A 24,725-nucleotide genomic window follows, 5' to 3' on the forward strand; every position below is an offset into this window, starting at 1 on the left:
AGGAAGTAAGAACAGGTGTAGAATCAGAATTATACAAGGAAATAATAAATTGAAACTTTAACTAGAGGGGTTTCTATCACTTACAGAAACGCTTTTTAAGCAATATAGCGTTTCTCCTTAATAAGAACAATAAAAAAACGTCTCATACGAAATGAGACGTTTTTTTATGCTAATAGCTGGATAACCAGCTTATTCACAAGTGATCCGTCTGTTTTACCTTTTACTTTCGGCATAACAGCAGTCATCACCTTACCCATATCTGCTTTAGAAGTCGCACCAACTTCAGAAATAACTTGCTTGATTACATCAACTAGTTCTTCTTCAGTTAATTGCTCTGGCAAATATGCGCTTAAAATCTGAATTTCACTTTGCAGTTTATTAACAAGGTCTTCACGACCAGCTTTTTTAAATTCAAGGAGGGAGTCCTTATACTGTTTTACTTCACGAGCTAAAACTGTTATTTCCTCTTCTTCAGTAAGAGTATGTTGCAGTTTAATACCTTCATTTTGTAAAGCAGCCTTAACCATACGAATAACGGTTAATTTTTCTTTTTGTTTATTCTTCATCGCTTGTTTCATATCATCGTTTAAACGACCGAGAAGACTCATAACTTACACCCTCTCTTAGAATTTACGCTTTCTTGCCGCTTCAGATTTCTTCTTACGTTTTACACTTGGTTTTTCATAAAACTCGCGCTTTCTTGCTTCAGCAAGTGTACCAGTTTTAGAAACCGATCTTTTAAAACGGCGAAGTGCATCCTCCAAAGACTCGTTTTTACGAACGACTGTTTTTGACATTCTCTTTCCCTCCCTCCGAAACATCACACTTACATACTAACTTCAGCATGCAAAAAGAAACACTTCTTCAGCATGTCTTTTACGATTATAATACATTTTATCACTTCAGGTCAACTATTTGGCAGAATAAAAGAAGAATAGAAGCATTTCCTTTTCAAAAGTTATGGCAAATAGCTAGTATCCTTCACTGATGAAGACAACTATATTTTTATCATTTCATCTTTTTTCATACAGGGATGCATGAAACGCCTCCACGCCCTCTAGTACTTAACCGATTCAAATAAAGAAAGCATGCAAACCGTTTCCGGTTGCACGCTCTTTTTATGCACTAGCTGATTCTTTTTTTACATCATCTTCAAGAACACGAACAAATTGCGCTTCGTTATATGGATAACCAGCTTTCGTAATTTTCACTTTCACTAGCTTACCAATTAATTCTTCTGATCCTTCAAATACAATTTTCAAGTAGTTATCTGTATAACCTACATATAACCCTTCACGGTCGCCCTCTTTAAATTGCTCTTCCGGAATGATTTCAAGCACTTCACCTTCAAACCCTGATGCGTACTCTTTCGCTAATTGATTAGATAGCTCAATTAAACGATGAACACGATCGTTCTTCACATCTTCAGGAACTTGATCTTCCATGCGTGCTGCAGGTGTTCCTGTACGTTTTGAGTAAGGGAACACATGTAACTCAGAGAAGCGGTTCTCTTTAATGAAATTGTATGTTTCCATGAATTCTTCTTCTGTTTCACCTGGGAAACCAACGATTACATCAGATGTAATCGCAAGGCCTGGTAACGCTTCTTTCAAACGATCTAAACGCTCTTGGAAGAACTCCATCGTATATTTACGACGCATACGTTTTAATACAGTATTAGAACCAGATTGCAACGGAATATGCAAGTGGCGTACAACTACTTCAGATTTATCTAACACTTCAATTACTTCATCTGAAATTTGACTCGCTTCAATAGAAGAAATACGAAGACGTTTTAATCCGCCTACTTCCGCTTCCATATCACGAAGTAATCCAGCTAAGTTATAATCTTTTATGTCTTCGCCGTATCCACCTGTATGAATACCCGTTAATACGATTTCTTTATAGCCTGCATCCACTAATTGTTGTGCTTGTTTAATAACTTCTTTTCCATCACGAGAACGCATTAAACCACGCGCCCAAGGAATGATACAGAATGTACAGAAGTTATTGCAACCCTCTTGTATTTTTAAAGACGCACGTGTACGATCCGTGAAATAAGGTACATCAAGTTCTTCATACACGCGTGTTTTCATAATATTGCGGACAGCATTAATTGGTTGACGCTCTTTACGAAATTCTTCGATGTAACCTAACATCTTTTCACGATCCTGTGTACCAACTACAATATCCACACCTGGGATTGCCATAATTTCCGCTGGAGATGTTTGTGCGTAACATCCCGTTACACAAATAACTGCATCTGGATTTTGACGCACAGCACGTCTAATTACTTGACGACTTTTTTTGTCCCCAGTATTCGTTACTGTACATGTGTTAATAACATATACATCAGCTTTCTTTTCATATTCTGTTCTTTCATAACCACCTTGTTTAAACAATTGCCAAATGGCTTCTGTTTCATAGTGGTTTACTTTACAACCTAACGTATGGAACGCAACAGTTGACATTGATCATCACCCCATCAATTCAAAATGATACGAAGCAGCACTTAACGCGTATAATGGCGCCGTTTCTGTTCTTAAAATTCTTGGTCCTAAACTACATGGTACAAATTTATGTTCACGAAGCGCTGTAATCTCTTCCTCAGCTAAACCGCCTTCTGGGCCAAATACAATCAATAGCTTTTGACCTGGTTTCATTGTCGTTAAAGCTTTCGCAAAATTAGATTTCTCGCCTTGTTTTGCTTCCTCTTCGTAAGCAACAAGACAAACATCATACTCACCACTCATTGAAAGCAATTGCTTAAATGATGCCGGAGCATGTACTTCTGGAATTTCACTTCTATGTGATTGTTCCGCAGCTTCTTTCACAATTTTTCTTAAACGCTCAACTTTTTTATCAGCTTTTTTCGCATCCCATTTTACGATAGAGCGAGATGCTTGAAATGGTAAGAATGCAGCTGCCCCAAGCTCAGTTCCTTTTTGAAAAATTAACTCTAGCTTGTCTCCTTTTGGCAGTCCACTTGCAATCGTCACGAAAACAGGAAGTTCACTTGACGCCTCTACCCATTCTACAATAGTCGTATTAATAAATTCACTGGTAATTTCATCAATTGAACATACTGCTGTTTTTCCGTTTACACAGCAATAAATATGATCTCCAGCTGACATACGCATCACTCTTGCGATATGATGTACGTCATCACCTACAATGCGAATACTTGTCTCATTTACATATTTCTCTTCTACAAAATAACGTTGCATATAATCACCTTAGTAGAGTTTCGTTCCTTTCGTAAGTCAACACTTACGAAAAGAACGAAACGTTATCATTTTTCATATAACAAACGGCAAGTCCCTCACCTTATAGTGAGAGACTCCCCTTTTCATTATAGACTAAAATCTATATTACGCATTTCGTGCAATAATTGCTACCCAATCTTCCATTCGTAACACTTCTTCAATTGTAAATCCAGCTTTTTCTAGCGCCTCAGAAATTACTTTTTCCTTCGTAGCAATAATGCCCGATGTAATAAATAATCCACCTGATTTCACAACTCTTGCTGCATCTTCAGGGAATAATAGAATGATTTCTGCTAATAAGTTAGCTACGATTAAATCAACAGGACCTTCAATACCTTCTAAAAGACTATTTTGTCCAACAGACACGATATCATCTGTTTTATTTAAACGTACATTCATTTCTGCACTTTCAACCGCAACCGGATCTAAATCATATGCTTGAACAGAAGACGCACCTAATTTTGCCGCTGCAATACTAAGTACACCAGAACCTGTTCCTACATCAATAATAGTGTCACCTGGCTGTACTGTTTTTTCTAAAGCACGTATACACATCGTTGTTGTTGGATGAGTTCCTGTACCAAACGCCATACCCGGGTCTAATTCAATGATTTTTTCATCAGGAGAAGATGGTGTATATTCTTCCCAAGTCGGTACGATTGTGAATGTATCAGAAATTTGTACTGGATGGTAATATTTTTTCCAAGCAGTAGCCCAATCTTCTTCATTGACTTCGTTAACGGTAATATTTCCAGTACCAATTTCGATGTCGTAAGATGGAAGCACATCAATAGATGATTTTACACCTGCAATCGTTTCATGTAAAGAATCGGTTTGCGGGAAATATGCTTTTATTAATACACCTTCCGCTGGATATTCATCGGGATTCAATGCATAAATTTCACCATATTGTTGCTCGCGCTCTTTCGTTAACTCCGCTGGGTCCTCAATCGCAACTCCGCTAGCACCAGCTTCGTGTAAAATATGAGAGACAGCTTCTACTGCTTCTTCTGTTGTATGAATACTAATTTCTGACCATTTCACAATTTACCAACTCCATTTTTTATTTCCATTATTCCCCTTTGAAAGCACGTTTAAGCTTTCCGAATAAACTATCATCCTGCTCTTCTTGTCCTGCAAATTCACGTAATAAATCTTTTTGCTGTGAAGTCAATTTCGTTGGTACAACAACACGAACGACTACATATTGATCTCCTTGGCCGTATCCACGTACGTTCGGAGCACCTTTTCCTTTTAAGCGGAATTCAGTTCCAGTTTGTGTTCCTGCTGGAATTTTCAGCTTCACTTTACCATGAACAGTAGGAACTTCCACTTCATCACCAAGCGCCATTTGCGCAAATGTTAATGGCATTTCGCAAATAATGTGATCTCCTTCACGCTCGAAGAATTCATGATTTCTTACATGAACGACAACATATAAGTCTCCTGCTGGTCCGCCATTTACGCCGGCTTCACCTTTTCCAGACACACGAATTTGTTGACCATTATCAATACCCGCTGGAATTTTAACATTAATTTTTTTACGTTTACGAACTTTACCTGAACCGTGACATGTCGTACATTTTTCTTTAATAATTTGTCCAGTTCCTGAACAATGACCACAAGCTTGACGGTTTACGATACGACCAAATGGTGTGTTTTGTTCAACACTCACTTGACCAGAACCTGAACAATGTTTACATGTTTCTTTTGAAGTTCCTGGTTTTGCTCCACTACCTTTACAAGTATCACATGGATCTTCTACTGGAATTTCCACATTTAATTCCTTACCAAAAATAGCTTCTTCAAAATCTAAAGTGACTTGATATTGTAAGTCAGCACCTTGGCGCGGAGCATTTGGATCACGACGTCTGCCGCCGCCACCGCCAAAGAAAGAACTAAATATATCTTCAAAACCGAAGCCACCGCCGAAGTCTCCTCCGCCGCCAAATCCACCGAATCCTTGATTTGCACCAGCATGACCAAATTGATCGTACTGCGCACGCTTTTGATCATCACTTAACACTTCGTATGCTTCTTGTACTTCTTTAAACTTTTCAATTGCATTTTCTTCTTTACTTACGTCTGGATGGTATTTTTTAGCCAAACGACGATACGCTTTTTTAATTTCATCTGTTGAAGCGCCCTTGCTAAGTCCAAGGACCTCATAATAGTCTCGTTTACTCATAAATTTACAACCCCCGAATCTTTCACATAAACGTAATTTTAACACCGAAAGAAAGTGCTTTGCAACAAAGTTTCCTCACTTACAGTATGCAAAGCGAAAAACTTAAGATCCTCACACATCGCTTCTCATTCGTGAAAAAAGCCAAAGTCAAGGCACGCTTGACTTTGACTTTTTGTCATCTTACTTATTATGTTTACAGTTGAATTACTTGTCTTCTTTTACTTCTTCAAACTCAGCGTCAACTACATTATCTTTCTTCGCGCCAGCGTCTTGTGCACCTTGCGCACCTTCTGCTTGACCAGCAGCAGCTTGAGCTTGCTCGTATAATTTAACAGTTAATTGTTGTACGATTTCTTGTAAAGCATCTTTTTTCGCACGAATTTCTTCAAGCTCGTTTTTCTCAATTGCAGCTTGTAATGCTTCTTTTGCTTCTGTTGCTTTTGCAACTTCAGCTGCATCTACTTTACCTTCTAAATCTTTTACAACTTTGTCTGTTTGGAATACAAGTTGGTCAGCTTCGTTACGAAGTTCAACTTCTTCCTTACGTTTTTGGTCAGCGTCAGCATTTGCTTCCGCTTCTTGTACCATACGTTCTACTTCTTCATCAGAAAGACCTGAAGAAGATTGGATTGTAATAGCTTGCTCTTTGCTTGTTCCTAAGTCTTTCGCACGTACGTTAACGATACCGTTCGCATCAATATCGAATGTTACTTCGATTTGTGGAATACCACGTGGTGCTGGTGGAAGGTCAGTTAATTGGAAACGACCTAACGTTTTGTTGTCAGCTGACATTGGACGCTCACCTTGTAATACGTGAATGTCTACTGCTGGTTGATTATCAGCAGCTGTTGAGAATACTTGTGACTTACTTGTTGGAATTGTAGTGTTACGCTCGATTAATTTCGTGAACACGCCACCCATAGTTTCAATACCTAAAGAAAGTGGAGTTACGTCTAATAATAGAACGCCTTCTACATCACCAGTAAGTACGCCACCTTGAACTGCAGCACCTAATGCTACAACTTCATCAGGGTTTACACCTTTATATGGCTCTTTACCAGTTTCACGTTTAATAGCTTCTTGTACAGCTGGGATACGAGTAGATCCACCAACAAGAATAACTTTATCTAATTCGCTTGGAGCAAAACCAGCGTCTTTTAATGCACGACGAGTTGGCTCTAATGTTCTTTCAACAAGACCTGCTGAAAGCTCTTCGAATTTCGCTCTTGTTAACGTTAATTCTAAGTGTAATGGACCAGCAGCTCCAGCACTAATGAATGGTAATGAAATTTGAGTTTGTGTTACACCAGAAAGATCTTTTTTCGCTTTTTCAGCTGCATCTTTCAAGCGTTGAAGCGCCATTTTATCTTGGCTTAAATCAATGTTATTTTCTTTTTTGAACTCAGCTACTAAGTGATCGATGATAACTTGGTCAAAGTCATCGCCACCAAGACGGTTGTCACCAGCAGTTGAAATAACTTCGAATGTGCCGTCTGCTAACTCAAGGATAGATACGTCAAATGTACCGCCACCTAAGTCATATACTAAGATTTTTTGTTCTTCATCTTGTTTTTCTAAACCGTAAGCAAGTGCTGCTGCTGTTGGCTCGTTAATGATACGCTCAACTTCTAAACCAGCGATACGACCAGCATCTTTCGTTGCTTGACGCTCTGCATCGTTGAAGTATGCAGGTACTGTAATAACAGCTTTCGTTACTGTTTCACCTAAGTATGCTTCAGCAGAAGCTTTTAAGTTTTGTAAAATGATTGCAGAAATTTCTTGAGGTGTATAATCTTTACCTTCAACTTCTACTTTGTAGTCTGTACCCATATGACGTTTAACAGACATGATTGTATTTGGGTTTGTAATTGCTTGGCGCTTTGCAACTTCCCCAACTTGACGTTCTTCATTTTTGAAAGCTACAACAGAAGGTGTTGTACGATTTCCTTCTGGATTTGGGATAACCTTTGGTTCTCCACCTTCCATAACAGCTACACAAGAGTTTGTTGTACCTAAGTCAATACCGATAATTTTACTCATGGCGAATCCTCCTAGTTTTATGTAAATTATTGATTTACTTTTACCATTGATGGGCGAATCACACGGTCTTTTAGTTTATAACCTTTTTGGAATTCTTCTACAACCGCGTTTGATTCAAATTCACTATCTTCCACTTGCATAATAGCTTGGTGTTCATTAGGATCAAACTGTTTACCAACAGCTTCAATCACTTCCACACCTTCTTTATTCAGTGCTTCTAACAATTGACGATGCACCATTTCCATACCTTGTAACAAGGATTTCGTTTGCTCATCAGTCGCTTCCACTTGCATCGCTCTTTCAAAATTATCAAGAGCTGGCAAGATGTCTGAAACTAGACTTTGTGCTCTATATTTTTCAGCAGCCTGTTTATCCATTTGGACACGGCGCTTATAATTTTCAAAATCAGCTTGTAGACGTAATGTGCGACCTTCCGTTTCCGTTAGTTTCGCTTGTAACTCATCTACTTTTTCTTGTAAAAGAGCAGCCTCACTTTTTTCTTCTACAGTTTCTTCACTGTTTTCTGGCGTGACAGCTTCTTCAACTTGCGCTTCTTTTACTTCTTCTACCACTTGTTCGTTACGCTCTTCCACAATATTCACCTCCTTAAAAGGTATTAGGTATCATGCATAGCATGATTACCTAAGGATTATATATTACACACAGCAATGAAAATTTCATCACTTGAGCGAATGTATTACTCTCATTTACTTTTTAAGCCCATCAGTAAATTGTCTCGTAAATAACTGTAACAAACTAATTACACGAGAATATTGCATTCTCGTAGGACCTAAAATAGCAATTGTTCCAAGTTGCTCTTCGCCGATCGAATATGTTGCAGAAATTAAACTACAATCCTCCATAGCCGTCGAAGAATTTTCCCTACCAATTTTCACTTGAATCCCTACTTGTTTATGACGCAAAATGTCATAAAATTCGGCTTCATTATCAATCATGGTAAGTAAAGATCTAACCTTTTGAATGTCATGGAACTCTGGCTGCGAAAGCATATTTGCTTTTCCTCCAAAGTATATCTTTTCCGATAACGGAACTTGAAATGTACCATCCAACATTTTTATTGCACTATCGTAATTATGAACATACCCACGTAAAACTGTAACAATCTCTTTAAAGATTTTATTATGAAGTTCTTCCATCGGTACGCCAGATAGCTTTTCATTTAAAATATTAACCATTTTTTCTAAATCTGATAAATCAACAGATTCCGGAACGGTAATCGTTTTACTTTGTACATGCCCTGTATCAGTTACAATAATAGCGACTGCAGTTTGACGATCAAGCGGCACAATTTGTACATTTTTAAGTTTATTTGTACTTAACTTCGGTCCAAGAACAATGGCCGTATAATTCGTAAGTTCTGATAAAATTTGAGCAGATTGCTGTGCAATTTTTTCCGCTTCAAAAATTCTTTCGGCAAATAAATCTTTAATTTGTACAATTTCAGCGTTTGGTAAGTTTTGCGGCGCTAAAAGATGGTCTACATAAAATCGGTAGCCTTTCTCAGAAGGAACACGTCCAGAAGAACTGTGCGTTTTTTCAATAAAACCTAATTCTTCTAAGTCCGCCATTTCATTTCGAATAGTAGCTGAACTAAATGTAATTTCATCTTTTTTAGCCAACGTTCTAGACCCAACGGGCTGCGCTGATCCAATAAAGTCATCAATAATTGTTTGTAAAATTAAGAGCTGACGTTCCGTAAGCATCTCATCATCACCTCTGTTAGCACTCTTTGTCTTTGAGTGCTAAATCTATTAATAACTTACCAAAATTGACATTCAATTGTCAACGGAAACGTCACGAAATAATGAAAATTTTTCACACCTATGGAACATTTAATTAGTCAATCAAAAATGATTGGAATACTTCATTCCCTAATAATTTTCCTTTTCGCGTTAAACGTACATGTCCATCTTCCTCTTCAAGCAATCCCTGCTCTTGATTGCTTTGTAACTGCTTCGCGAAAACTTGATCCATCTCCACATTAAATTTATTGCGGAACGACGTTTTAGAAACACCTTTTGTTTTTCGAAGCCCTAAGAACAGTTCTTCTTCCATTCTTTCTTTCTCCGTCACTTTGTGAACATCTAAATACGGAAATCTTGTTTCATCAATTTTATTAAAATATTGCTTCAGGGGACCTACATTTTGAATACGTTCCCCGTTCACATAACTATGAGCTCCAGCTCCAAATCCATAATACTCTTCATTATTCCAGTATGTGAGATTATGTCTACTTTTATTGTCACCTTTTGAGAAATTACTAATTTCATACTGGTTATAACCGTGTTTCTCCATTTCATCCATTACTATTTCATACATTTTCGCTTCATGGTCTTCACCCGGAAGACGCAATTTCCCTTTGTTCATTAAGTTATAAAACACTGTTTTTGGTTCCACAATTAATGAATATGCCGAGAAATGTTGTACACCAAGCATAAAAGCAATATCTAATGTTTCTTTTACATCTTCTATCGTCTGTCCTGGCAAAGCATAAATAATATCTACATTAATATTTTTAAAGCCTACTTCCTGTGCTTCTCGAATCGCTAGGAATGCATCTTCCCTCGTATGCTTGCGCCCAATTTTCTCAAGCAGTTCATCACGGAACGTTTGCACACCAAAACTAATTCGATTCACTCCACCTTCTAGCAGTACATTCAACTTCTCTTTCGGTAGATCTCCTGGATTCGCTTCAAATGTTAATTCACAATTCGGGGCGAACGGACGCAAATGACGATTAATAATCTCGAGTAATTTTTTTGTCTGCTCCATATTTAACGCTGTCGGAGTTCCCCCGCCCACAAAAATCGTTTTCATACTATCAAACGGAACTTTTTGAACCGTATTTATTATTTCCTTCTCTAGATAATCTAAATATTGATCAACCGGTTGGCGTTCAATAAACACTTTATTAAAATCACAATAGTGACAAATGTGCTGACAAAACGGAATATGAATATATGCAGCTTGTACCAAATATAACTCCTACCTTTCTAAAAAGAAAACCTCCGCACTCCGGAGGGTTCTCTACTTCTCTAACGTATTACGAATTTGTTCCATTCGCATTTTTCCCCAATCATACATCATTTCAACGATCGGTAAAAGTGACATGCCTAGTTCCGTCATATAATACTCAACGCGAGGAGGAATTTCGGGATATACTGTCCGATCAACAATCCCATCTTCCATTAACTCTTTTAATTGGTTCGACAAAACTTTATGAGAAATGCTTGGGAATAACCGTTGTAATTCACTGAAACGATGCGGCCCTTCCACACCAAGATGCCACAGTATCACAACTTTCCACTTTCCACTAATAATAGAAAGCGTCAATTCCTTTTCACAATTAAAATTACCATTTTGTATTTTATCTTGAATATCTTTTCGAATATTTTCGGACATTAACAGTCTCCTAACTCTATATGAACTAAAAAGCTCTCTCATTATTGTAAATGAGAGCTGCTCAGATGTCTAAAAAGTAATTATACAGAAAAAAGAAGCCGCACAAACGACTTCTTTTTTATTTCAAATATTAGTTGTCATCCATTTTCAGTACAGCCATGAATGCCTCTTGTGGTACTTCTACAGAACCAACAGACTTCATACGTTTTTTACCTTCTTTTTGCTTATCAAGAAGTTTACGCTTACGAGAAATGTCACCGCCGTAACATTTTGCAAGTACGTTTTTACGCATCGCTTTAATTGTAGAACGTGCTACAACTTTATTTCCGATAGTCGCTTGAATTGGCACTTCGAACTGTTGTCTCGGAATTAATTCTTTTAATTTCTCTACGATTACTTTACCACGGTCATACGCTGAATCACGGTGTACGATAAATGATAAAGCATCCACTTGTTCATTATTTAAAAGAATATCCATTTTCACAAGTTTAGATGGTTTATAGCCAATTAACTCGTAGTCAAATGATGCATACCCTTTCGTATTTGATTTCAATTGATCGAAGAAGTCATATACGATTTCTGATAACGGGATTTCATATGTTAATGTAACACGCGTTTCATCTAAATATTGCATATCAATAAACGTTCCACGTTTACCTTGGCAAATCTCCATTACAGCTCCAACATAGTCATTCGGAACCATAATTGAAGCCTTCACAAACGGCTCTTCTACACGATCGATAGACTGTGGATCTGGCATATTAGATGGGTTATCAACTATAACATCTTCACCGTTAGTTAAATAAACTTTATAAATAACGCTTGGCGCTGTTGTAATTAAGTCAATCTTAAATTCACGTTCAATACGTTCTTGAATGATTTCCATGTGAAGAAGTCCTAAGAAACCACAACGGAAACCAAATCCTAGCGCTTGAGATGTTTCTGGTTCAAACTCAAGAGCAGAATCGTTTAACTCTAATTTTTCTAATGCATCACGTAAATCGTTATAACGAGCAGAGTCAATTGGATACAGACCACAGAATACCATCGGGTTTAACTTACGGTAACCTGCTAACGGCTCTGCAGCTGGACGTTTCGCATGTGTAATCGTATCACCAACGCGTGTGTCACCAACATTTTTAATCGATGCTGCTAAGAAACCTACATCACCTACTGTTAACTCGTCACGTTGTGTAGTTTTCGGTGTAAATACACCTACTTCTGTTACTTCAAATTCCTTACCCGTTGCCATCATACGTACTTTATCGCCAACTTTTACTGTTCCATTTACAACACGGATATAAGCAATTACACCGCGGTACGGATCATATAAAGAGTCGAAAATCATACATTGTAACGGCTCTTCTGAATCACCCGCCGGAGCTGGTACTTTTTCAACAATTTGCTCTAAAATTTCTTCAATACCAATTCCAGCTTTCGCAGAAGCAAGTACCGCTTCTGATGCATCTAAACCAATTACGTCTTCCACCTCTTGACGTACACGTTCCGGATCCGCACTTGGTAAGTCGATTTTATTAATAACTGGTAAAATTTCTAAATTATTATCAAGCGCTAAGTATACGTTTGCTAACGTTTGCGCTTCAATACCTTGCGCTGCATCTACTACAAGAATCGCGCCTTCACAAGCCGCTAAACTACGTGATACTTCGTACGTAAAGTCGACGTGTCCTGGTGTATCAATTAAATGAAGAATATACTCTTCACCATCTTTTGCTTTATAGTTTAATTGTACTGCGTTTAATTTGATTGTAATACCACGCTCACGCTCTAAATCCATAGAGTCAAGCAACTGAGCTTTCATTTCGCGTTGTGTTAACGCGTTTGTTTTCTCTAAAATACGGTCTGCTAACGTTGATTTTCCGTGGTCAATATGAGCAATAATAGAGAAATTACGAATTTTGGACTGTCTTTTTGCTCTTTCTTCTTTATTCATCTATGTTCTCAACTCCTAATAGTCTCGCCAATATACACTAGCACTGATTATATCAATAGAGCAACAAAGATTCAATGAAAACTCGTGCTGCTTACGATACAAATCATTCTATCTATATCTTATGCGAATAAACCATAAGAGACAAACCCTTTTCAAATTTTAAAACGGCTGTCTTACAAATCAGTAAAACAACCTTCTCCCATGTTACTCTTAGCTAAAAATTTCTTTTATTTTCCCAACAACTATATCCGTTCCGAACTTCGTCATTTCATAAGCTACACTTGCTACAGCCATCCCAATTCCTTCTACAACATTAAAACTTCTTAAACGTTCTAATTGTTGTTGTTTTTCTGAGGCCGAAAACGAGCTACCCAAAATTTCTGATTCAGCACCTGTACTTTCTGTCCCTGTCATATGAGCGATTTGTTCATATGACAATTGCTGATAGCCTTTCATACTTTTCAAACCATGATTAGCAAGTGCCACTCCTGCTATCATCATAAGTAAACATAAAGCTACACTACATATACACAAAAGCGTAAAGCGACTCAAACGATAATCATCTGTTCCCCTCAATGTGTATATGCTCCCGTATTATCTTGATCAATTTGATGATGCAGCGCCGCATTTAAACCACTCGCTATTACATTCGCCATATCCTCAATAAAAGTATCTACTTCTTTTGGGGTTACCATTAAATTATGACCAAGAGGAGATAGCACCTCATAAATCAGCCTTCTTTTTTCTTCTTCTTCTAACGTACCAACAGCACCTAAAAACATATTTCTGCTCTTTTCATCCGGCATATCTTCTTCTGTTAATTTTTTCTTTTCTCCAAATAAAAATCCCGCTGGTAACAAAGATCGTGAAGGTTTATTTCCTTCTTTCATCTCCCGGCCAAAATGTTTCAAAATAAAATCAATCGTATCACTTGTAATCGAAACAGCATCGACCACAGTCGGAACACCAATTGCGATAACAGGGATACCTAATGTTTCTTTACTTAGTTCTTTACGTTTATTCCCAACACCCGATCCGGGATGAATTCCAGTATCAGAAATTTGTATCGTGCTATTTACTCGTTCAATAGAACGGGCAGCTAATGCGTCAATCGCAACTACAAAGTCCGGGTTCGTCTTCTCAATAATCCCATAAATAACATCGCTCGTTTCGATCCCTGTAATCCCCATTACCCCCGGCCGAATTGCACTAACAGGCCTAAACCCTTCTTCTACACTTTCAGGCTGTAATTGAAACAAATGTCTCGTTACTAATACATTTTCTACAACTATCGGTCCAAGAGCATCTGGTGTTACATTCCAATTCCCAAGACCTACAATTAAACAGCTTGCTTCTTTTGTAACGCCAATCTCTTCTAAGAAATAAGAAAATTCTTTTGCAAAAATACGCTCCACTTTTTGTTGAAGTTCTGTATCTTGCTGACGTATACCTTGAACTTCAAGCGTTAAATAATTTCCAGGCTTTTTACCCATCGCTTCAGAGGCAGCCTCATCAATTGTTACTTTTGTAATTATAGTACCTTCTTCTTCCCTCTCTTTTACAATAACTCCCTGTATCCCTTTTTGTTCTTCTTGGCTTTCTTGCAACATTTGATGAGCTTCTACAGCTAGGTCAGTTCTAATGCTATATTTACTTAAATCTAATGGTTCTTTCATCGTATCTCCTCCGTAATTCATAGTAAATATCGTTAGATTTCCCAAAGTTATATAAGGTCATTCTTTCCTTTACGTGAAATTTCATGGATATACTATTGCAATTCTCTTCACCGTTTGATAGAATATCACTTGTTCTATGTAAGAATCGAGTCATTCGATTGCACCAGGGAGGTGAAAAGTATGGCAAACATCAAATCTGCTATCAAACGCGCTAAACTTAGCGAAGAGCGTCGTGCACATAACGCTTCTATCAAGTCTGACATGCGTTCTGCTGTTAAAACTGTAGAAGCTTTAGTTACTAATAACGATCTTGAAAATGCTAAAGAAGCTTTCAAAACTGCTTCTAAAAAACTTGACAAAGCAGCTCGCAAAGGTCTTATCCACCAAAACGCTGCAGCTCGTCAAAAATCTCGCTTAGCGAAACAAGTAAACGCGTAAGGCGTTTAAAAAACGATCCATTTGGATCGTTTTTTTATATACAAAAAAGTTCATATACTTAGTACATGAACTTTTTTGTGTCATCACATATGATTTAATCGCATTAAGAAAAACTCGAGCACAAGCTTCTTATCCATCTTTCCCGTCTTCATACTATAATCAGCTTCCGCTAATTCTATAATCACTTTTTTTAATTCTTCAAAAGAGAAAAACTTCGTTTGATTCATTGCCAACTTTACACGATACGGATGTACACCAATATGAGATGCAATTTGATTTTGGCCATAACCACGTTGCTGTAGCTCTTTCACTTGATACAACAAGCGGAATTGACTCACTAATAACGCAAGCAATTTAATCGGTTCTTCCTGCTGCGTAAATAATCCATCCAAAATTTGCATTGCACCTGCAATATCTTTTTTCACCACTTTTTCTGTCAAAGCAAATACATTTTGCTCAACTGATTTTGGCACAAGCTCTGCAACAAGTTTCGTCGTAATCTCTCCGCCCATACCAACGTATAACGTTAACTTGTCCATTTCCTTCGCCAACATTGTTACATTACTCCCCACAAGCTCTAGCAACAAACTAACAGCCGCGTTATCAATATGCACATGTACTTCATCTGCACGAGCAACAATCCACTTCTGAACATCCTGCACTTGCATCGCATTTGCTTCTACTACATCTGCTGTTTTCTTTAATAGTTTTGTAATTTTTTTTCGCTCATCAAGTTTTTCGTAAGGCGCAACAAAAACAAGAATAGAAAATGGGGAAGGTTCACCAATGTATTCTTCTAAAATTTTTATATTTTGCTCTAACTTTTCTTTTTGCGAAGTCAAAAATAGCGGTGACTTTATTAACAGTACTTTCCGTTCTCCGAAGAAAGGAAGCGTACGCGCATCCTCAACCACATCTTCTAAATACGCTTCTTCTAAATCATATGTCACAACATTAAACTCTCGATCTTCTTCTTCAAGTGCTTCTGTCGTAATAAGCTTTATCGTTTCATTTATAAAAAAAGCTTCCGTTCCATATAGTAAATATAACGGAGCAAACTGTTTCTTTTTAATTTTTTTATGTATATCACTCATACTTTTTCCTACTCCCTAACTTGGCAATATATATTTATACTAATGCCCTAGCTTTTGTTTTACAAGTACAAAGGAACAGGCTTTATAACCCGTCCCTTTATTTATATTAAACGCCACGCAATAAGCCCCGGGTTTCTTATTGGTGTGCGGTAATCACCTTCCCTTTATTATTCACAATAAAAATTTGAGTATAAGTGCCAACTGTTAACATGCTTGGAAACGAAAAACTCACATTACTTCATGATTTAAAAGTAACAAAAAAGCTCGTTTTCTCTTCATATGGAAATTGTAGATTTTTTTCTGACAATATTTTATACTAAAGTGGAATGTTGGGGAGGGATTCTAAATGAATGATTTTGAACAAAACGTTCAAAGTAAACGCAATGACGCTATTGATTCAGGGGTAGGATTTATCGTCTCATTTGGTTTTTTCGCAACACTTTTCATCATTGCAACTGTTATTAAATTTATCGGTTCTTAAAGACTGCCACTTCATGGCAGTCTTCTCTTTTTCATCTATTATGTGTTTTATCATATGTGATTTTACTTTTAAAGGTTCCATTTTTCCCTTTAAAAACATAGGAAATAGCACCTTGCTCGTCCGTGCGCCATATCGCACTCCCCATCTTCTCAAAACGCTCTATCACTTCTTTATGCGGGTGTCCATACCTATTCTGCTTACCAACAGATATAATCGCTACACGAGGCTGTATGACGTTCAAAAAAGGCTCTATAGATGACGTATTACTCCCATGATGAGCAACTTTTAAAACATCTACTCGTAAATTTGGATATGCCTCTACTAAAATCTTCTCCCCGTCTTCTTCCAAATCGCCTGTAAATAGCCACTTCAGCCCTCCAAATTTTGCCCATATTACAATTGAAGCGTTATTTTCGCTTTTTTCTTTTCCTTTTGGAGCTAAAACGAAAAATTCTGCTTCATTTACACTCCAATTCTCCCCTTCCCCCACTTCAGTTATTTTCATTTCCTTTTCTAATGCCTGTTTCTTTACTACTTTTTCTAATACTGCATCTTTTCCCTTCCGGCCAAATACCACTTCTTTTACAGGTATATATGATAATAATTCTTGCGCAGCACCTATATGATCTGCATCTCCATGCGTTACGATTAATTTATCAATTGTTTTAATACCTTCTTTTTGTAAATAGGGTATTAAAATATCATTCCCAACAGAAAATTCATGCTTTTTTTGCTGCCATTCTTCCTTATTCACACGAAGCGTTCCACCTGTATCAATAAGATAAATTCCTTTATCATACGGAAGGCGAATTAATATTGCATCACCTTGTCCAACATCAATAAATGTTACACTTCCGCTTCCTCTAAAATATGGATATACATAATGACATGTGCTAATAAAAAGAAATACACTGGCAACTATACAAACTATTTTTTTCGGCGCTCTCCTTTCCCAAACCATCAATATACTGACAATACTCGCGCAATATACAGCTACAAGATTGAAGGGCGTTTTCCCGAAAATAAGCTGGGTAAATGGTAAACTTTCACAATAACTTAGAAAATCATTAGACATACTCAAGCCTATTGATAATATATCCGCAAATTCTTTTGCGAGAAACGGGACAATTGGCATACACAGTAAAATAATAATGCTACATGGTAATACAATGATAGATAAAAACGGAACGTATAAGAGATTGAGGAGAATGCTATATGGAGAAAAATAACCAAAGTGATATAACAAAATCGGAGTACTAACGAGCTGTGAAATGATAGAAATATAAATAGAATTTCGGATTACTCCGTTGCTACTCCCTAACAATAACGGAGCAGACAAAAGTAAAGCGAAGCTACCTACAAAAGAAAACTGAAATCCAATATTAAAAACAAGATAAGGGTCATATATAAGCATACATATAGCTGTTACACTTAAAGCATCTAAACTAGATAAACGAATCGAGCACATAAAAGCAATCAACATCAAAACTCCTGTTATAGAAGCTCTTATAACAGAGGGTGACGCCCCTGCTAAAACCATATACAAAGGAATACAAACGATAAGGCAAATTGTTGCTACCTCCCTTGTCACACCGCTTCTTAGCAAAATAAAATATACTATCACCATTAACAATACAATGTGCGAACCTGAAATTGCTAACAAATGTACAAGACCAAATTGTTGATATTGCTCTTCCACTTCAAACGTCATTTGTTGTCTATCACCAAATAGTAATGCATTCATAAAAGCACCTGATTGCTCTGGAAACATTTCTGTAACTTTCGAGATTGCTTGTTGCCTCAAAAGAAGAATCCATTGCGTGAGCGATAGTGATGTTTTATAGCATTCAGAAATATATGTAGCCTCAAATGTGAAATAAATATGTTGTTTGTATAAATAATCACGGTAATTAAAACCATGAAAATTCCGAGCTGTTTCCGGTTCTTTCCTCTCACCCTCGAATACACATGATATCCCTATGTATAATTGTTGCATTTTTTTCTTTTCCAAGGCTGATTTGATTCTATAACTTAACTGCACTATATTTTTATTCTGATCTTCAAATTGAAAAGATAGGCGATCCCCATTAACAAGCGGTGTATTTTGTATAACCCCTCTTGTAACTCCATAGGACTCCCCTAGAGGCTTATTCCACGTTTGAACATAGGAAGTGTATATAGCGCTACTAAAGCACGCTACAATACAAAAAATGAAGGTTTTACGCGAAGTGCGATATAAACAGAAGAAAACATTTAAAAAGAGGCAAAAAACTATCAATAAAAGTGACGAGGAAAAGGCAATTGCAACCCCTATTATAAACGAGATTGCAACATACCCCCATTGTTCCTGCAACTTATACTCACTCCTTATAGCATCATTTTTGCTTTCGTGAATACATGCTGTAATTCTTCCATTGATAAATTATCTTTTTCTAAAGGCGCAAATAATTCTTTTAACTCCTTATAACGTTTTTGCTCCTCTAATGCAGCAATATCATATTCTAGCGGAACGTGCTTCACTGTTACATTCGCTTGTTCGAATAATTCTATGGCGTATGGATGATTTTTATAATCCTGCGCATAATAAACCGCTGTAATACCACTTTGAATAATTGCCTTACAACATTGTAAACAAGGGAAATGCGTAACGTAAATTTCTGCTTCCTCTGTTTTCGCACCAAACTTGGCACATTGTAATAAAGCATTCATTTCGGCATGAATTGTCCGAACACAATGATTATCGATTACGTAACAACCATCATCTATACAATGTACACCACCTTTAATTGAACCATTATATCCACCCGCAATAATTCGTTTATCGCGAACGATTGTTGCTCCTACCGCAAGCCTTGTACATGTACTACGTAACGATAGTAGATGGCTTTGCGTCATAAAATATTGATCCCATGAAATTCGTTCCATATTTTCACCTACTTTTTTGTCTACTTGTAGTGTAGCGAAAGAAGAAAAACTTCGTCAATCTTTTACGGAATAATAATTTGATCTTTTATCTTTTCAAGAGATTTCGCACCAATCCCATCAATCTCTAATAAATCTTCTATTTTCTGAAACGGACCATGCTCTTCTCGATATTTCAAAATACTTTCTGCCTTTCTAGAGCCAATCCCTGTAATTTTTTCTAATTGCTCTTTCGCCGCTGTATTTATTCGAATCTTGCCATCTTCCTTAGAAGAAGTAAGCATCCCTTGTTCTGACTCATTTTTACTCGGTATATAAAGAAGCATTTGATCTTGTACAATTTGTGCTAAATTCACTTTTTTCATATCTACCTCTGATAAAAAACCACCAGCCTTTTGAACCGCATCCTTTACGCGATCTCCTTCCTCCATTTCATATACCCCTTCTTTATTAACCGCTCCTTTCACATCAATTATAATTGTTCTTTTCTGTTCCTTTGTATCCGACATTTTCGGTTTACTCTTTTTTTCTATATCCTTCTCTTGTACATTCATTGTAATAGGCGTTCGTTCTACACTCTGATTCGTTTTCCAAAAAACAAGAAAAAGTAAAGTTCCAATAATAGCTACTAAACCTAACCACTTTTTCGGAAAATCCCACATCATTTTACACCTCTAATCATAAATTTATAACATCATTCATATTGTTTAGGAGAAAGCTGTTACGAAGGAGGGATGAAACTTTGAACATAGGAATTATAGGGACAGGAAACATGGGGAATATACTAATCGATGCATTTTTAGAAACCCGTGCTGTCAAACCTTCGTGCCTTACAATCATTAATCGGACGCCTGCCAAAGCATATCATATAAAAGAAAAATACCCTTCTGTTCATATAGCAAAAACTATCCCGGAAATAATCGAACAATCACAACTGATCTTTATTTGTGTTAAGCCGATAGATATATACCCTATCCTAAAAAAATACACTGAACATTTTTCTGATGACACGTGCTTAGTTTCTATTACAAGTCCAATATCTCCATCACAATTAGAGACTCTCGTACCTTGCCACGTCGCGCGTATCATTCCAAGTATCACAAATCGCGCGCTCTCTGGCGCCTCACTATTTACATTTGGAGATAATTGCTCTGAAGAATGGCAACAAAAACTACTTCGTCTATTCAAAAATATTTCGACACCTCTTGTAATAGAAGAAGATATAACGCGCGTTTCATCTGATATAGCAAGTTGCGGTCCTGCTTTCTTTAGTTATTTACTACAATGCTTCATTAACGCTGCTGTAGATAAAACAAATATTACACACGAAGAGGCTACTACTTTAGTAAGTGAAATGGTCGTGGGGATGGGGAAATTACTTGAAAAAGAAATCTTCACATTACCTACCTTACAAGAAAAGGTTTGCGTGAAAGGCGGCGTTACTGGGGAAGGCATCCGGGTTTTAGAAGAACACGTTGGAGATATGTTCCATAAGTTAATTGAGCGAACACATGAAAAATTTGATGAAGATTTAGAATGCGTTGATCAGCAATTCAATAAACACACATAATAAATACGTCATTTTCATTCCAAATCCTTTTTATAAATACTTACTTTTTTACAATACATTTTCACTTCAACTACTATTCCCACACTTTACGCATACAATCTTCAGATTATGCTAGAACTAAAAATACATCTTCTTTATAAAACAAAAGCAACCTTCTCGGTTGCTTTTGTTTTATCTGTTTTTCTTCGCCATGAAGAAAATACGCTCTGTTTGTTCTGTAACTTCAAGTCGCTCAAAATCACCTGTTACACGAAGCACTGTAAAACCTGCTTCTTCAAGCCATTTCGTTAACTCTTCCACTTGATATGCACGTTGCACGTGACATTCGTCAAACCGATGGTACACATCTTCTTCCGGATCTTGAACAAAGAATGTTAAATCATGCTCTACACTATTTGATTCTTCACCAGGGAAGCAATTCCAAATAAGAGATATTTCTTCTCCATTTACTGTATACGTTTCATTTTGAAATACATGATGTATTTTATATAAAGAATGTACATCAAATAAAAACAAACCATCTTGACGTAAATGGTGAGATACTCTTCTAAATGTTTCTTGTACTCCATCTTCTTGCAATACATAATTTAATGAATCACAAAAGATGGTTACACAATCAAACTCACCTGGAACATCAAGCTCGCGCATATCTTGTTGATAAAAAGGAATAAAGTATCCCTCTCCTCCTAGTTTTTGCTGAGCGACTGTTAACATTTCTTCTGAAAGATCGACACCTATTAAATCGTAACCCTTTTGCACAAGCGGAAGGGTTACATTACCCGTACCGCATGCTACATCAAGAATTTTTACCTCTTTCATATCTGCCTGCTGTAAACTTTCCTCTGTAAATTCCACCCATTTATCATAAGGGACATCATTCATTAGTTCGTCGTACAACAATGCAAATTGTTCGTATTTCATTGGCCTAACTCTTCTGTAATATCTTCACGTGGCACGTCGCCCCATAGACGCTCTAAATTATAGTGATTACGCTCATCTTTATGGAATACATGAGCAACTACATCTCCAAGATCAACTAATACCCAACGTGCTTCGTCAAATCCTTCCATACGTTGTACGTCGATTTGGAACTCATGTGCTTTTGATTTAATTTCACGTGCAATTGCTTGCACTTGTTTATCTGAATTACCGTGACAAATAATGAAATAATCTGCAATTGGTGAAATACCTTGCATATTTAGGACAACCATATCTTCTGCTCTCTTATCATCAGCTGCTTTTGCCGCTAATACTAATAAATCTTTATCGTTCATTTACTCATTTCCTCCTTGATAACTGCATTGTATGTTTGGAATGTTAATGGATAAATCGTCTGATCTTTTTCCATTAAAAATTGAATTGTTCTCTTTAACGCAAATAATAAAGCTTGATTTATATCCGTATATGCGAGTTTACGAGCCTCTTCCACTCCTGGAAACTTTCGCCCCGGTTCAATGTAATCAGCTACATAAATCACTTTATCTAACATCGTCATGTTCTCATGACCACTTGTATGATATGTAATAGCTTGCAAAATTTCAGAATCCGTAATGCCTACTTCTTTTTCTACTAAGTATGCCCCAACAGGTGCATGCCATAACTCTTTGTTATAGCAAAGTAAATCTTTCGGCAAATCTTCACGTTTAATAATCTCTTCCATCTCTGAAATTGCTCTACATTTCGCATAATCATGGAATATAGCTGCCATCTCTGCTTTTTTCTCGTCCACACCGTATAACTTAGCAAGCTCAATCGCTGTCTCCATTACACCAATTGTGTGTATATAACGTTTTTCATGCATTTGTTGTTTGACAATATGCAGTGCATTCTCACGATTCATACAACCCATTCCTCTCGATATATACCTGTACTTTTTCAGGAAGTAAATATTTACATGTTTTTTTCTCCTTATATCTCTCACGTAATAAGGATGAAGAAACTGCAAATTCCGGAATTTCCACTGTAGTAATCTTATATGGTGTATGCAATGTATACCCAGGTCTTGCAACTCCAACAAACGTTACAAGATTAAGTAAAGCTTCAATGTTATACCACTTCGGTAAATACTCAACCATATCCCCACCAATAATAAAGTGAAACTGCACATCCGGATACTTCTTCGTCAATTGTAACATAGTGTCATACGTATAAGATGGGCCCTTCCTACTTAGCTCTTCTAAACAAATAGAAAAGTGTTCTTCTGCATCAGTCGCGAGCTCTAACATATGTAAACGACTTTCCACACTTGTAATATTCCGCCCTTGTTTATGTGGCGGAATCTGGTTTGGCAAGAACCATACTTCTTCCAAGTTCAAAGCGTGATATACTTCATTTGCAATTAGCAAATGTCCATAGTGAGGCGGATCAAATGTACCGCCAATGATGCCAATTTTTCTCAAAAGAAACGCCCCTTCCTTTTACATACAGCAACTCTCCTCGGTTAGGAATGAAGAGAGTTGCTATTAATAAAAGTTCAATTGGTTTCGCTCTGTACATCATTACGCATCAGCAATAAAAATAGCGCATGCTAGTCTTTTTATCGAGGAAGCTTAATTTGTTTATTTTCTCTTGATTCTTTGTATAAAACGATTGTGCTTCCAATTACTTGAACGATTTCAGCACGTGCACCTTTTGCAAGTTCTTCTGCAACCTCACGGCGATCGAATTCACAGTTCTGTAGCACACTTACTTTAAATAGCTCACGAGCTTCTAAAGTATCTGCGATTTGTTTAATCATATTTTCATTTACTCCGCCTTTTCCTACTTGAAAAATTGGTGTTAAATGATGTGCTTGTGCACGTAAAAATCTTTTTTGTTTTCCTGTTAACATATATGTTAGCCTCCAAGCTTTCTTATAACTAATTGTTTCATTCGTTCGATATTTGGCGCGCGGCCTGTCCACATTTCAAACGCAAGTGCACCTTGATAAACAAACATATCAATACCATTTTGAATGATTGCACCTTGCTCTTTCGCCTCGCATAAAATTTTCGTTTCAAATGGGTTATAAATTATATCTGATACAATCGTTCCTTTTTTTAACGAAGAAATTTGTAACGGCGTATGTTCAACGCGTGGATGCATACCTATCGTTGTCGTCTGAATGATAATATCATAATTCCCTTGCTCTTCTGTTGCTTTTTCTAAAGATAAAGGAACAGAATGAACAGTAGCCGTACATGCAGCAATAAGTTCTTTCGCCTTATCTACTGTACGATTGGCTACATCAATCTCTTTCACACCTACATCGGCAAGAGAAAAATAAATCGCTCGACTAGCACCACCTGCGCCAAGCAATAAAATACGTTTCTCTTGAAGTGGTTCACTACTAACGGACTGCAATGCTCGGACAAAACCAATTCCATCTGTATTGTAGCCAATCAACTTTCCACCCTTATGAACCACTGTATTTACCGCACCAATTTGTTTTGCTAGCGGGTCAATCTCATCCAAATAATCCATAATCGCAACTTTGTGCGGAGTTGTTACATTAAATCCTGAAATACCTAATGCTTTTAAACCTCTTACTGCTTCCCCTAGCTCTTCCTCTTTAACAAGAAAGGCATGATAATGGGCATCCATATTCAAGTGTTCAAATGCATCGTTATGCATAACGGGTGATAGTGAATGTCCAATTGGATTTCCGATTACACCATATAATTGTTTCATAAAT

27 protein-coding genes are annotated in these 24,725 nt (G+C 37.0%); 3 read left to right on the forward strand and 24 right to left on the reverse strand.

Going from position 1 to position 24,725, the window contains the following annotated elements:
• Positions 1–164: 164 nt before the first annotated feature.
• The 14 genes from BAQ53_RS20340 to gpr form a co-directional block, all read right to left on the reverse strand.
• On the reverse strand, positions 165–608 hold the full coding sequence (locus BAQ53_RS20340) for a GatB/YqeY domain-containing protein (protein WP_000054562.1): 444 nt from the start codon (positions 606–608) through the stop codon (positions 165–167).
• A 15-nt stretch (positions 609–623) separates the two neighbouring features.
• Positions 624–797, reverse strand: a complete 174-nt coding sequence (gene rpsU, locus BAQ53_RS20345) for a 30S ribosomal protein S21 (RefSeq protein WP_000048061.1) — start codon at positions 795–797, stop codon at positions 624–626.
• Between the two features lie 321 nt (positions 798–1,118).
• Positions 1,119–2,471, reverse strand: coding sequence for a tRNA (N(6)-L-threonylcarbamoyladenosine(37)-C(2))-methylthiotransferase MtaB (gene mtaB / locus BAQ53_RS20350; RefSeq protein WP_000108683.1), 1,353 nt, complete (start codon positions 2,469–2,471; stop codon positions 1,119–1,121).
• 6 nt (positions 2,472–2,477) lie between these two features.
• Complete coding sequence (locus BAQ53_RS20355) at positions 2,478–3,227, reverse strand: 16S rRNA (uracil(1498)-N(3))-methyltransferase (RefSeq protein WP_001190164.1); 750 nt, start codon at positions 3,225–3,227, stop codon at positions 2,478–2,480.
• Positions 3,228–3,371: 144 nt separating this feature from the next.
• Complete coding sequence (gene prmA / locus BAQ53_RS20360) at positions 3,372–4,310, reverse strand: 50S ribosomal protein L11 methyltransferase (protein ID WP_000872104.1); 939 nt, start codon at positions 4,308–4,310, stop codon at positions 3,372–3,374.
• A gap of 28 nt (positions 4,311–4,338) precedes the next feature.
• Entirely contained in the window at positions 4,339–5,454 is a 1,116-nt protein-coding gene (dnaJ, locus tag BAQ53_RS20365; protein WP_000043947.1) for a molecular chaperone DnaJ, read from the reverse strand.
• A gap of 204 nt (positions 5,455–5,658) precedes the next feature.
• Positions 5,659–7,494, reverse strand: coding sequence for a chaperone protein DnaK (gene dnaK / locus BAQ53_RS20370; protein ID WP_000034700.1), 1,836 nt, complete (start codon positions 7,492–7,494; stop codon positions 5,659–5,661).
• A gap of 26 nt (positions 7,495–7,520) precedes the next feature.
• A complete protein-coding gene (gene grpE, locus BAQ53_RS20375; protein WP_000392710.1) occupies positions 7,521–8,087 on the reverse strand; it encodes a nucleotide exchange factor GrpE in 567 nt (188 codons plus the stop codon).
• Positions 8,088–8,201: 114 nt separating this feature from the next.
• On the reverse strand, positions 8,202–9,218 hold the full coding sequence (hrcA, locus tag BAQ53_RS20380; protein ID WP_000954941.1) for a heat-inducible transcriptional repressor HrcA: 1,017 nt from the start codon (positions 9,216–9,218) through the stop codon (positions 8,202–8,204).
• A gap of 133 nt (positions 9,219–9,351) precedes the next feature.
• A complete protein-coding gene (hemW, locus tag BAQ53_RS20385) occupies positions 9,352–10,491 on the reverse strand; it encodes a radical SAM family heme chaperone HemW (RefSeq protein WP_000249430.1) in 1,140 nt (379 codons plus the stop codon).
• Between the two features lie 51 nt (positions 10,492–10,542).
• Entirely contained in the window at positions 10,543–10,917 is a 375-nt protein-coding gene (locus BAQ53_RS20390; protein ID WP_001293539.1) for a winged helix-turn-helix transcriptional regulator, read from the reverse strand.
• A 130-nt stretch (positions 10,918–11,047) separates the two neighbouring features.
• On the reverse strand, positions 11,048–12,871 hold the full coding sequence (gene lepA, locus BAQ53_RS20395) for an elongation factor 4 (RefSeq protein ID WP_001030949.1): 1,824 nt from the start codon (positions 12,869–12,871) through the stop codon (positions 11,048–11,050).
• Positions 12,872–13,081: 210 nt separating this feature from the next.
• Positions 13,082–13,447, reverse strand: a complete 366-nt coding sequence (locus BAQ53_RS20400; protein WP_001215036.1) for a YqxA family protein — start codon at positions 13,445–13,447, stop codon at positions 13,082–13,084.
• Positions 13,444–14,547: a GPR endopeptidase gene (gene gpr, locus BAQ53_RS20405; protein ID WP_074593433.1), complete on the reverse strand. Its 1,104-nt coding sequence runs from the start codon at positions 14,545–14,547 to the stop codon at positions 13,444–13,446. Before gpr ends, BAQ53_RS20400 begins: the two co-directional genes overlap by 4 nt.
• 180 nt (positions 14,548–14,727) lie before the next feature.
• Between gpr and rpsT the strand changes: the two genes are divergently transcribed.
• On the forward strand, positions 14,728–14,985 hold the full coding sequence (rpsT, locus tag BAQ53_RS20410) for a 30S ribosomal protein S20 (protein ID WP_001274011.1): 258 nt from the start codon (positions 14,728–14,730) through the stop codon (positions 14,983–14,985).
• An 83-nt stretch (positions 14,986–15,068) separates the two neighbouring features.
• Here the strand turns inward: rpsT and holA are convergent, their stop codons facing one another.
• The gene (gene holA, locus BAQ53_RS20415; RefSeq protein ID WP_001279923.1) at positions 15,069–16,079 is read right to left on the reverse strand and encodes a DNA polymerase III subunit delta; all 1,011 of its coding nucleotides are present in this window, start codon (positions 16,077–16,079) and stop codon (positions 15,069–15,071) included.
• Positions 16,080–16,425: 346 nt separating this feature from the next.
• Between holA and BAQ53_RS20420 the strand changes: the two genes are divergently transcribed.
• A complete protein-coding gene (locus BAQ53_RS20420) occupies positions 16,426–16,560 on the forward strand; it encodes a YqzM family protein (protein ID WP_000997609.1) in 135 nt (44 codons plus the stop codon).
• A gap of 31 nt (positions 16,561–16,591) precedes the next feature.
• Here BAQ53_RS20420 and BAQ53_RS20425 read toward each other — a convergent pair whose 3' ends face one another.
• From BAQ53_RS20425 to BAQ53_RS20435, 3 genes are all read right to left on the reverse strand, one after another.
• A complete protein-coding gene (locus tag BAQ53_RS20425; RefSeq protein WP_061884583.1) occupies positions 16,592–18,913 on the reverse strand; it encodes a DNA internalization-related competence protein ComEC/Rec2 in 2,322 nt (773 codons plus the stop codon).
• Between the two features lie 14 nt (positions 18,914–18,927).
• Entirely contained in the window at positions 18,928–19,485 is a 558-nt protein-coding gene (locus tag BAQ53_RS20430) for a ComE operon protein 2 (protein ID WP_000439771.1), read from the reverse strand.
• A gap of 62 nt (positions 19,486–19,547) precedes the next feature.
• Positions 19,548–20,147: a helix-hairpin-helix domain-containing protein gene (locus BAQ53_RS20435; protein WP_000989933.1), complete on the reverse strand. Its 600-nt coding sequence runs from the start codon at positions 20,145–20,147 to the stop codon at positions 19,548–19,550.
• A gap of 77 nt (positions 20,148–20,224) precedes the next feature.
• Here BAQ53_RS20435 and comER point away from each other — a divergent pair, with 77 nt between their 5' ends.
• The gene (gene comER, locus BAQ53_RS20440; protein WP_001020553.1) at positions 20,225–21,052 is read left to right on the forward strand and encodes a late competence protein ComER; all 828 of its coding nucleotides are present in this window, start codon (positions 20,225–20,227) and stop codon (positions 21,050–21,052) included.
• A gap of 171 nt (positions 21,053–21,223) precedes the next feature.
• On the opposite strand, the gene BAQ53_RS20445 is transcribed toward comER, so the two are convergent.
• The 6 genes from BAQ53_RS20445 to aroE all read right to left on the reverse strand — a co-directional run bounded on the left by BAQ53_RS20445 (position 21,224) and on the right by aroE (position 24,721).
• On the reverse strand, positions 21,224–21,973 hold the full coding sequence (locus tag BAQ53_RS20445) for a class I SAM-dependent methyltransferase (protein ID WP_208906200.1): 750 nt from the start codon (positions 21,971–21,973) through the stop codon (positions 21,224–21,226).
• On the reverse strand, positions 21,970–22,326 hold the full coding sequence (gene rsfS, locus BAQ53_RS20450) for a ribosome silencing factor (protein WP_000998173.1): 357 nt from the start codon (positions 22,324–22,326) through the stop codon (positions 21,970–21,972). Before rsfS ends, BAQ53_RS20445 begins: the two co-directional genes overlap by 4 nt.
• Positions 22,323–22,892, reverse strand: a complete 570-nt coding sequence (yqeK, locus tag BAQ53_RS20455; protein ID WP_001078477.1) for a bis(5'-nucleosyl)-tetraphosphatase (symmetrical) YqeK — start codon at positions 22,890–22,892, stop codon at positions 22,323–22,325. The genes rsfS and yqeK overlap by 4 nt, the downstream gene beginning before the upstream one ends.
• Positions 22,882–23,451 (reverse strand): nicotinate-nucleotide adenylyltransferase, encoded by a 570-nt coding sequence (gene nadD / locus BAQ53_RS20460; RefSeq protein ID WP_001226043.1) that lies wholly within the window; start codon positions 23,449–23,451, stop codon positions 22,882–22,884. Before nadD ends, yqeK begins: the two co-directional genes overlap by 11 nt.
• Positions 23,452–23,588: 137 nt before the next feature.
• The gene (gene yhbY, locus BAQ53_RS20465; protein ID WP_000955224.1) at positions 23,589–23,882 is read right to left on the reverse strand and encodes a ribosome assembly RNA-binding protein YhbY; all 294 of its coding nucleotides are present in this window, start codon (positions 23,880–23,882) and stop codon (positions 23,589–23,591) included.
• Positions 23,883–23,887: 5 nt separating this feature from the next.
• Positions 23,888–24,721, reverse strand: coding sequence for a shikimate dehydrogenase (aroE, locus tag BAQ53_RS20470; RefSeq protein WP_000812084.1), 834 nt, complete (start codon positions 24,719–24,721; stop codon positions 23,888–23,890).
• Between the last annotated feature and the right edge of the window lie 4 nt (positions 24,722–24,725).

Origin of the sequence: Bacillus sp. B25(2016b) (assembly GCF_001679765.1) — a bacterium.
Classification (GTDB): Bacteria; Bacillota; Bacilli; order Bacillales; family Bacillaceae_G; genus Bacillus_A; species Bacillus_A thuringiensis_K.

Excerpts from the sequence above, each read along its gene's own strand:
- BAQ53_RS20340 (WP_000054562.1), bottom strand. The coding sequence starts at position 608 with ATGAGTCTTCTCGGTCGTTTAAACGATGATATGAAACAAGCGATGAAG.
- rpsU (WP_000048061.1), bottom strand. The coding sequence starts at position 797 with ATGTCAAAAACAGTCGTTCGTAAAAACGAGTCTTTGGAGGATGCACTT.
- mtaB (WP_000108683.1), bottom strand. The coding sequence starts at position 2,471 with ATGTCAACTGTTGCGTTCCATACGTTAGGTTGTAAAGTAAACCACTAT.
- BAQ53_RS20355 (WP_001190164.1), bottom strand. The coding sequence starts at position 3,227 with ATGCAACGTTATTTTGTAGAAGAGAAATATGTAAATGAGACAAGTATT.
- dnaJ (WP_000043947.1), bottom strand. The coding sequence starts at position 5,454 with ATGAGTAAACGAGACTATTATGAGGTCCTTGGACTTAGCAAGGGCGCT.
- dnaK (WP_000034700.1), bottom strand. The coding sequence starts at position 7,494 with ATGAGTAAAATTATCGGTATTGACTTAGGTACAACAAACTCTTGTGTA.
- hrcA (WP_000954941.1), bottom strand. The coding sequence starts at position 9,218 with ATGCTTACGGAACGTCAGCTCTTAATTTTACAAACAATTATTGATGAC.
- BAQ53_RS20390 (WP_001293539.1), bottom strand. The coding sequence starts at position 10,917 with ATGTCCGAAAATATTCGAAAAGATATTCAAGATAAAATACAAAATGGT.
- lepA (WP_001030949.1), bottom strand. The coding sequence starts at position 12,871 with ATGAATAAAGAAGAAAGAGCAAAAAGACAGTCCAAAATTCGTAATTTC.
- gpr (WP_074593433.1), bottom strand. The coding sequence starts at position 14,547 with ATGAAAGAACCATTAGATTTAAGTAAATATAGCATTAGAACTGACCTA.
- rpsT (WP_001274011.1), top strand. The coding sequence starts at position 14,728 with ATGGCAAACATCAAATCTGCTATCAAACGCGCTAAACTTAGCGAAGAG.
- holA (WP_001279923.1), bottom strand. The coding sequence starts at position 16,079 with ATGAGTGATATACATAAAAAAATTAAAAAGAAACAGTTTGCTCCGTTA.
- BAQ53_RS20420 (WP_000997609.1), top strand. The coding sequence starts at position 16,426 with ATGAATGATTTTGAACAAAACGTTCAAAGTAAACGCAATGACGCTATT.
- BAQ53_RS20430 (WP_000439771.1), bottom strand. The coding sequence starts at position 19,485 with ATGGAACGAATTTCATGGGATCAATATTTTATGACGCAAAGCCATCTA.
- BAQ53_RS20435 (WP_000989933.1), bottom strand. The coding sequence starts at position 20,147 with ATGATGTGGGATTTTCCGAAAAAGTGGTTAGGTTTAGTAGCTATTATT.
- BAQ53_RS20445 (WP_208906200.1), bottom strand. The coding sequence starts at position 21,973 with ATGAAATACGAACAATTTGCATTGTTGTACGACGAACTAATGAATGAT.
- rsfS (WP_000998173.1), bottom strand. The coding sequence starts at position 22,326 with ATGAACGATAAAGATTTATTAGTATTAGCGGCAAAAGCAGCTGATGAT.
- yqeK (WP_001078477.1), bottom strand. The coding sequence starts at position 22,892 with ATGAATCGTGAGAATGCACTGCATATTGTCAAACAACAAATGCATGAA.
- yhbY (WP_000955224.1), bottom strand. The coding sequence starts at position 23,882 with ATGTTAACAGGAAAACAAAAAAGATTTTTACGTGCACAAGCACATCAT.
- aroE (WP_000812084.1), bottom strand. The coding sequence starts at position 24,721 with ATGAAACAATTATATGGTGTAATCGGAAATCCAATTGGACATTCACTA.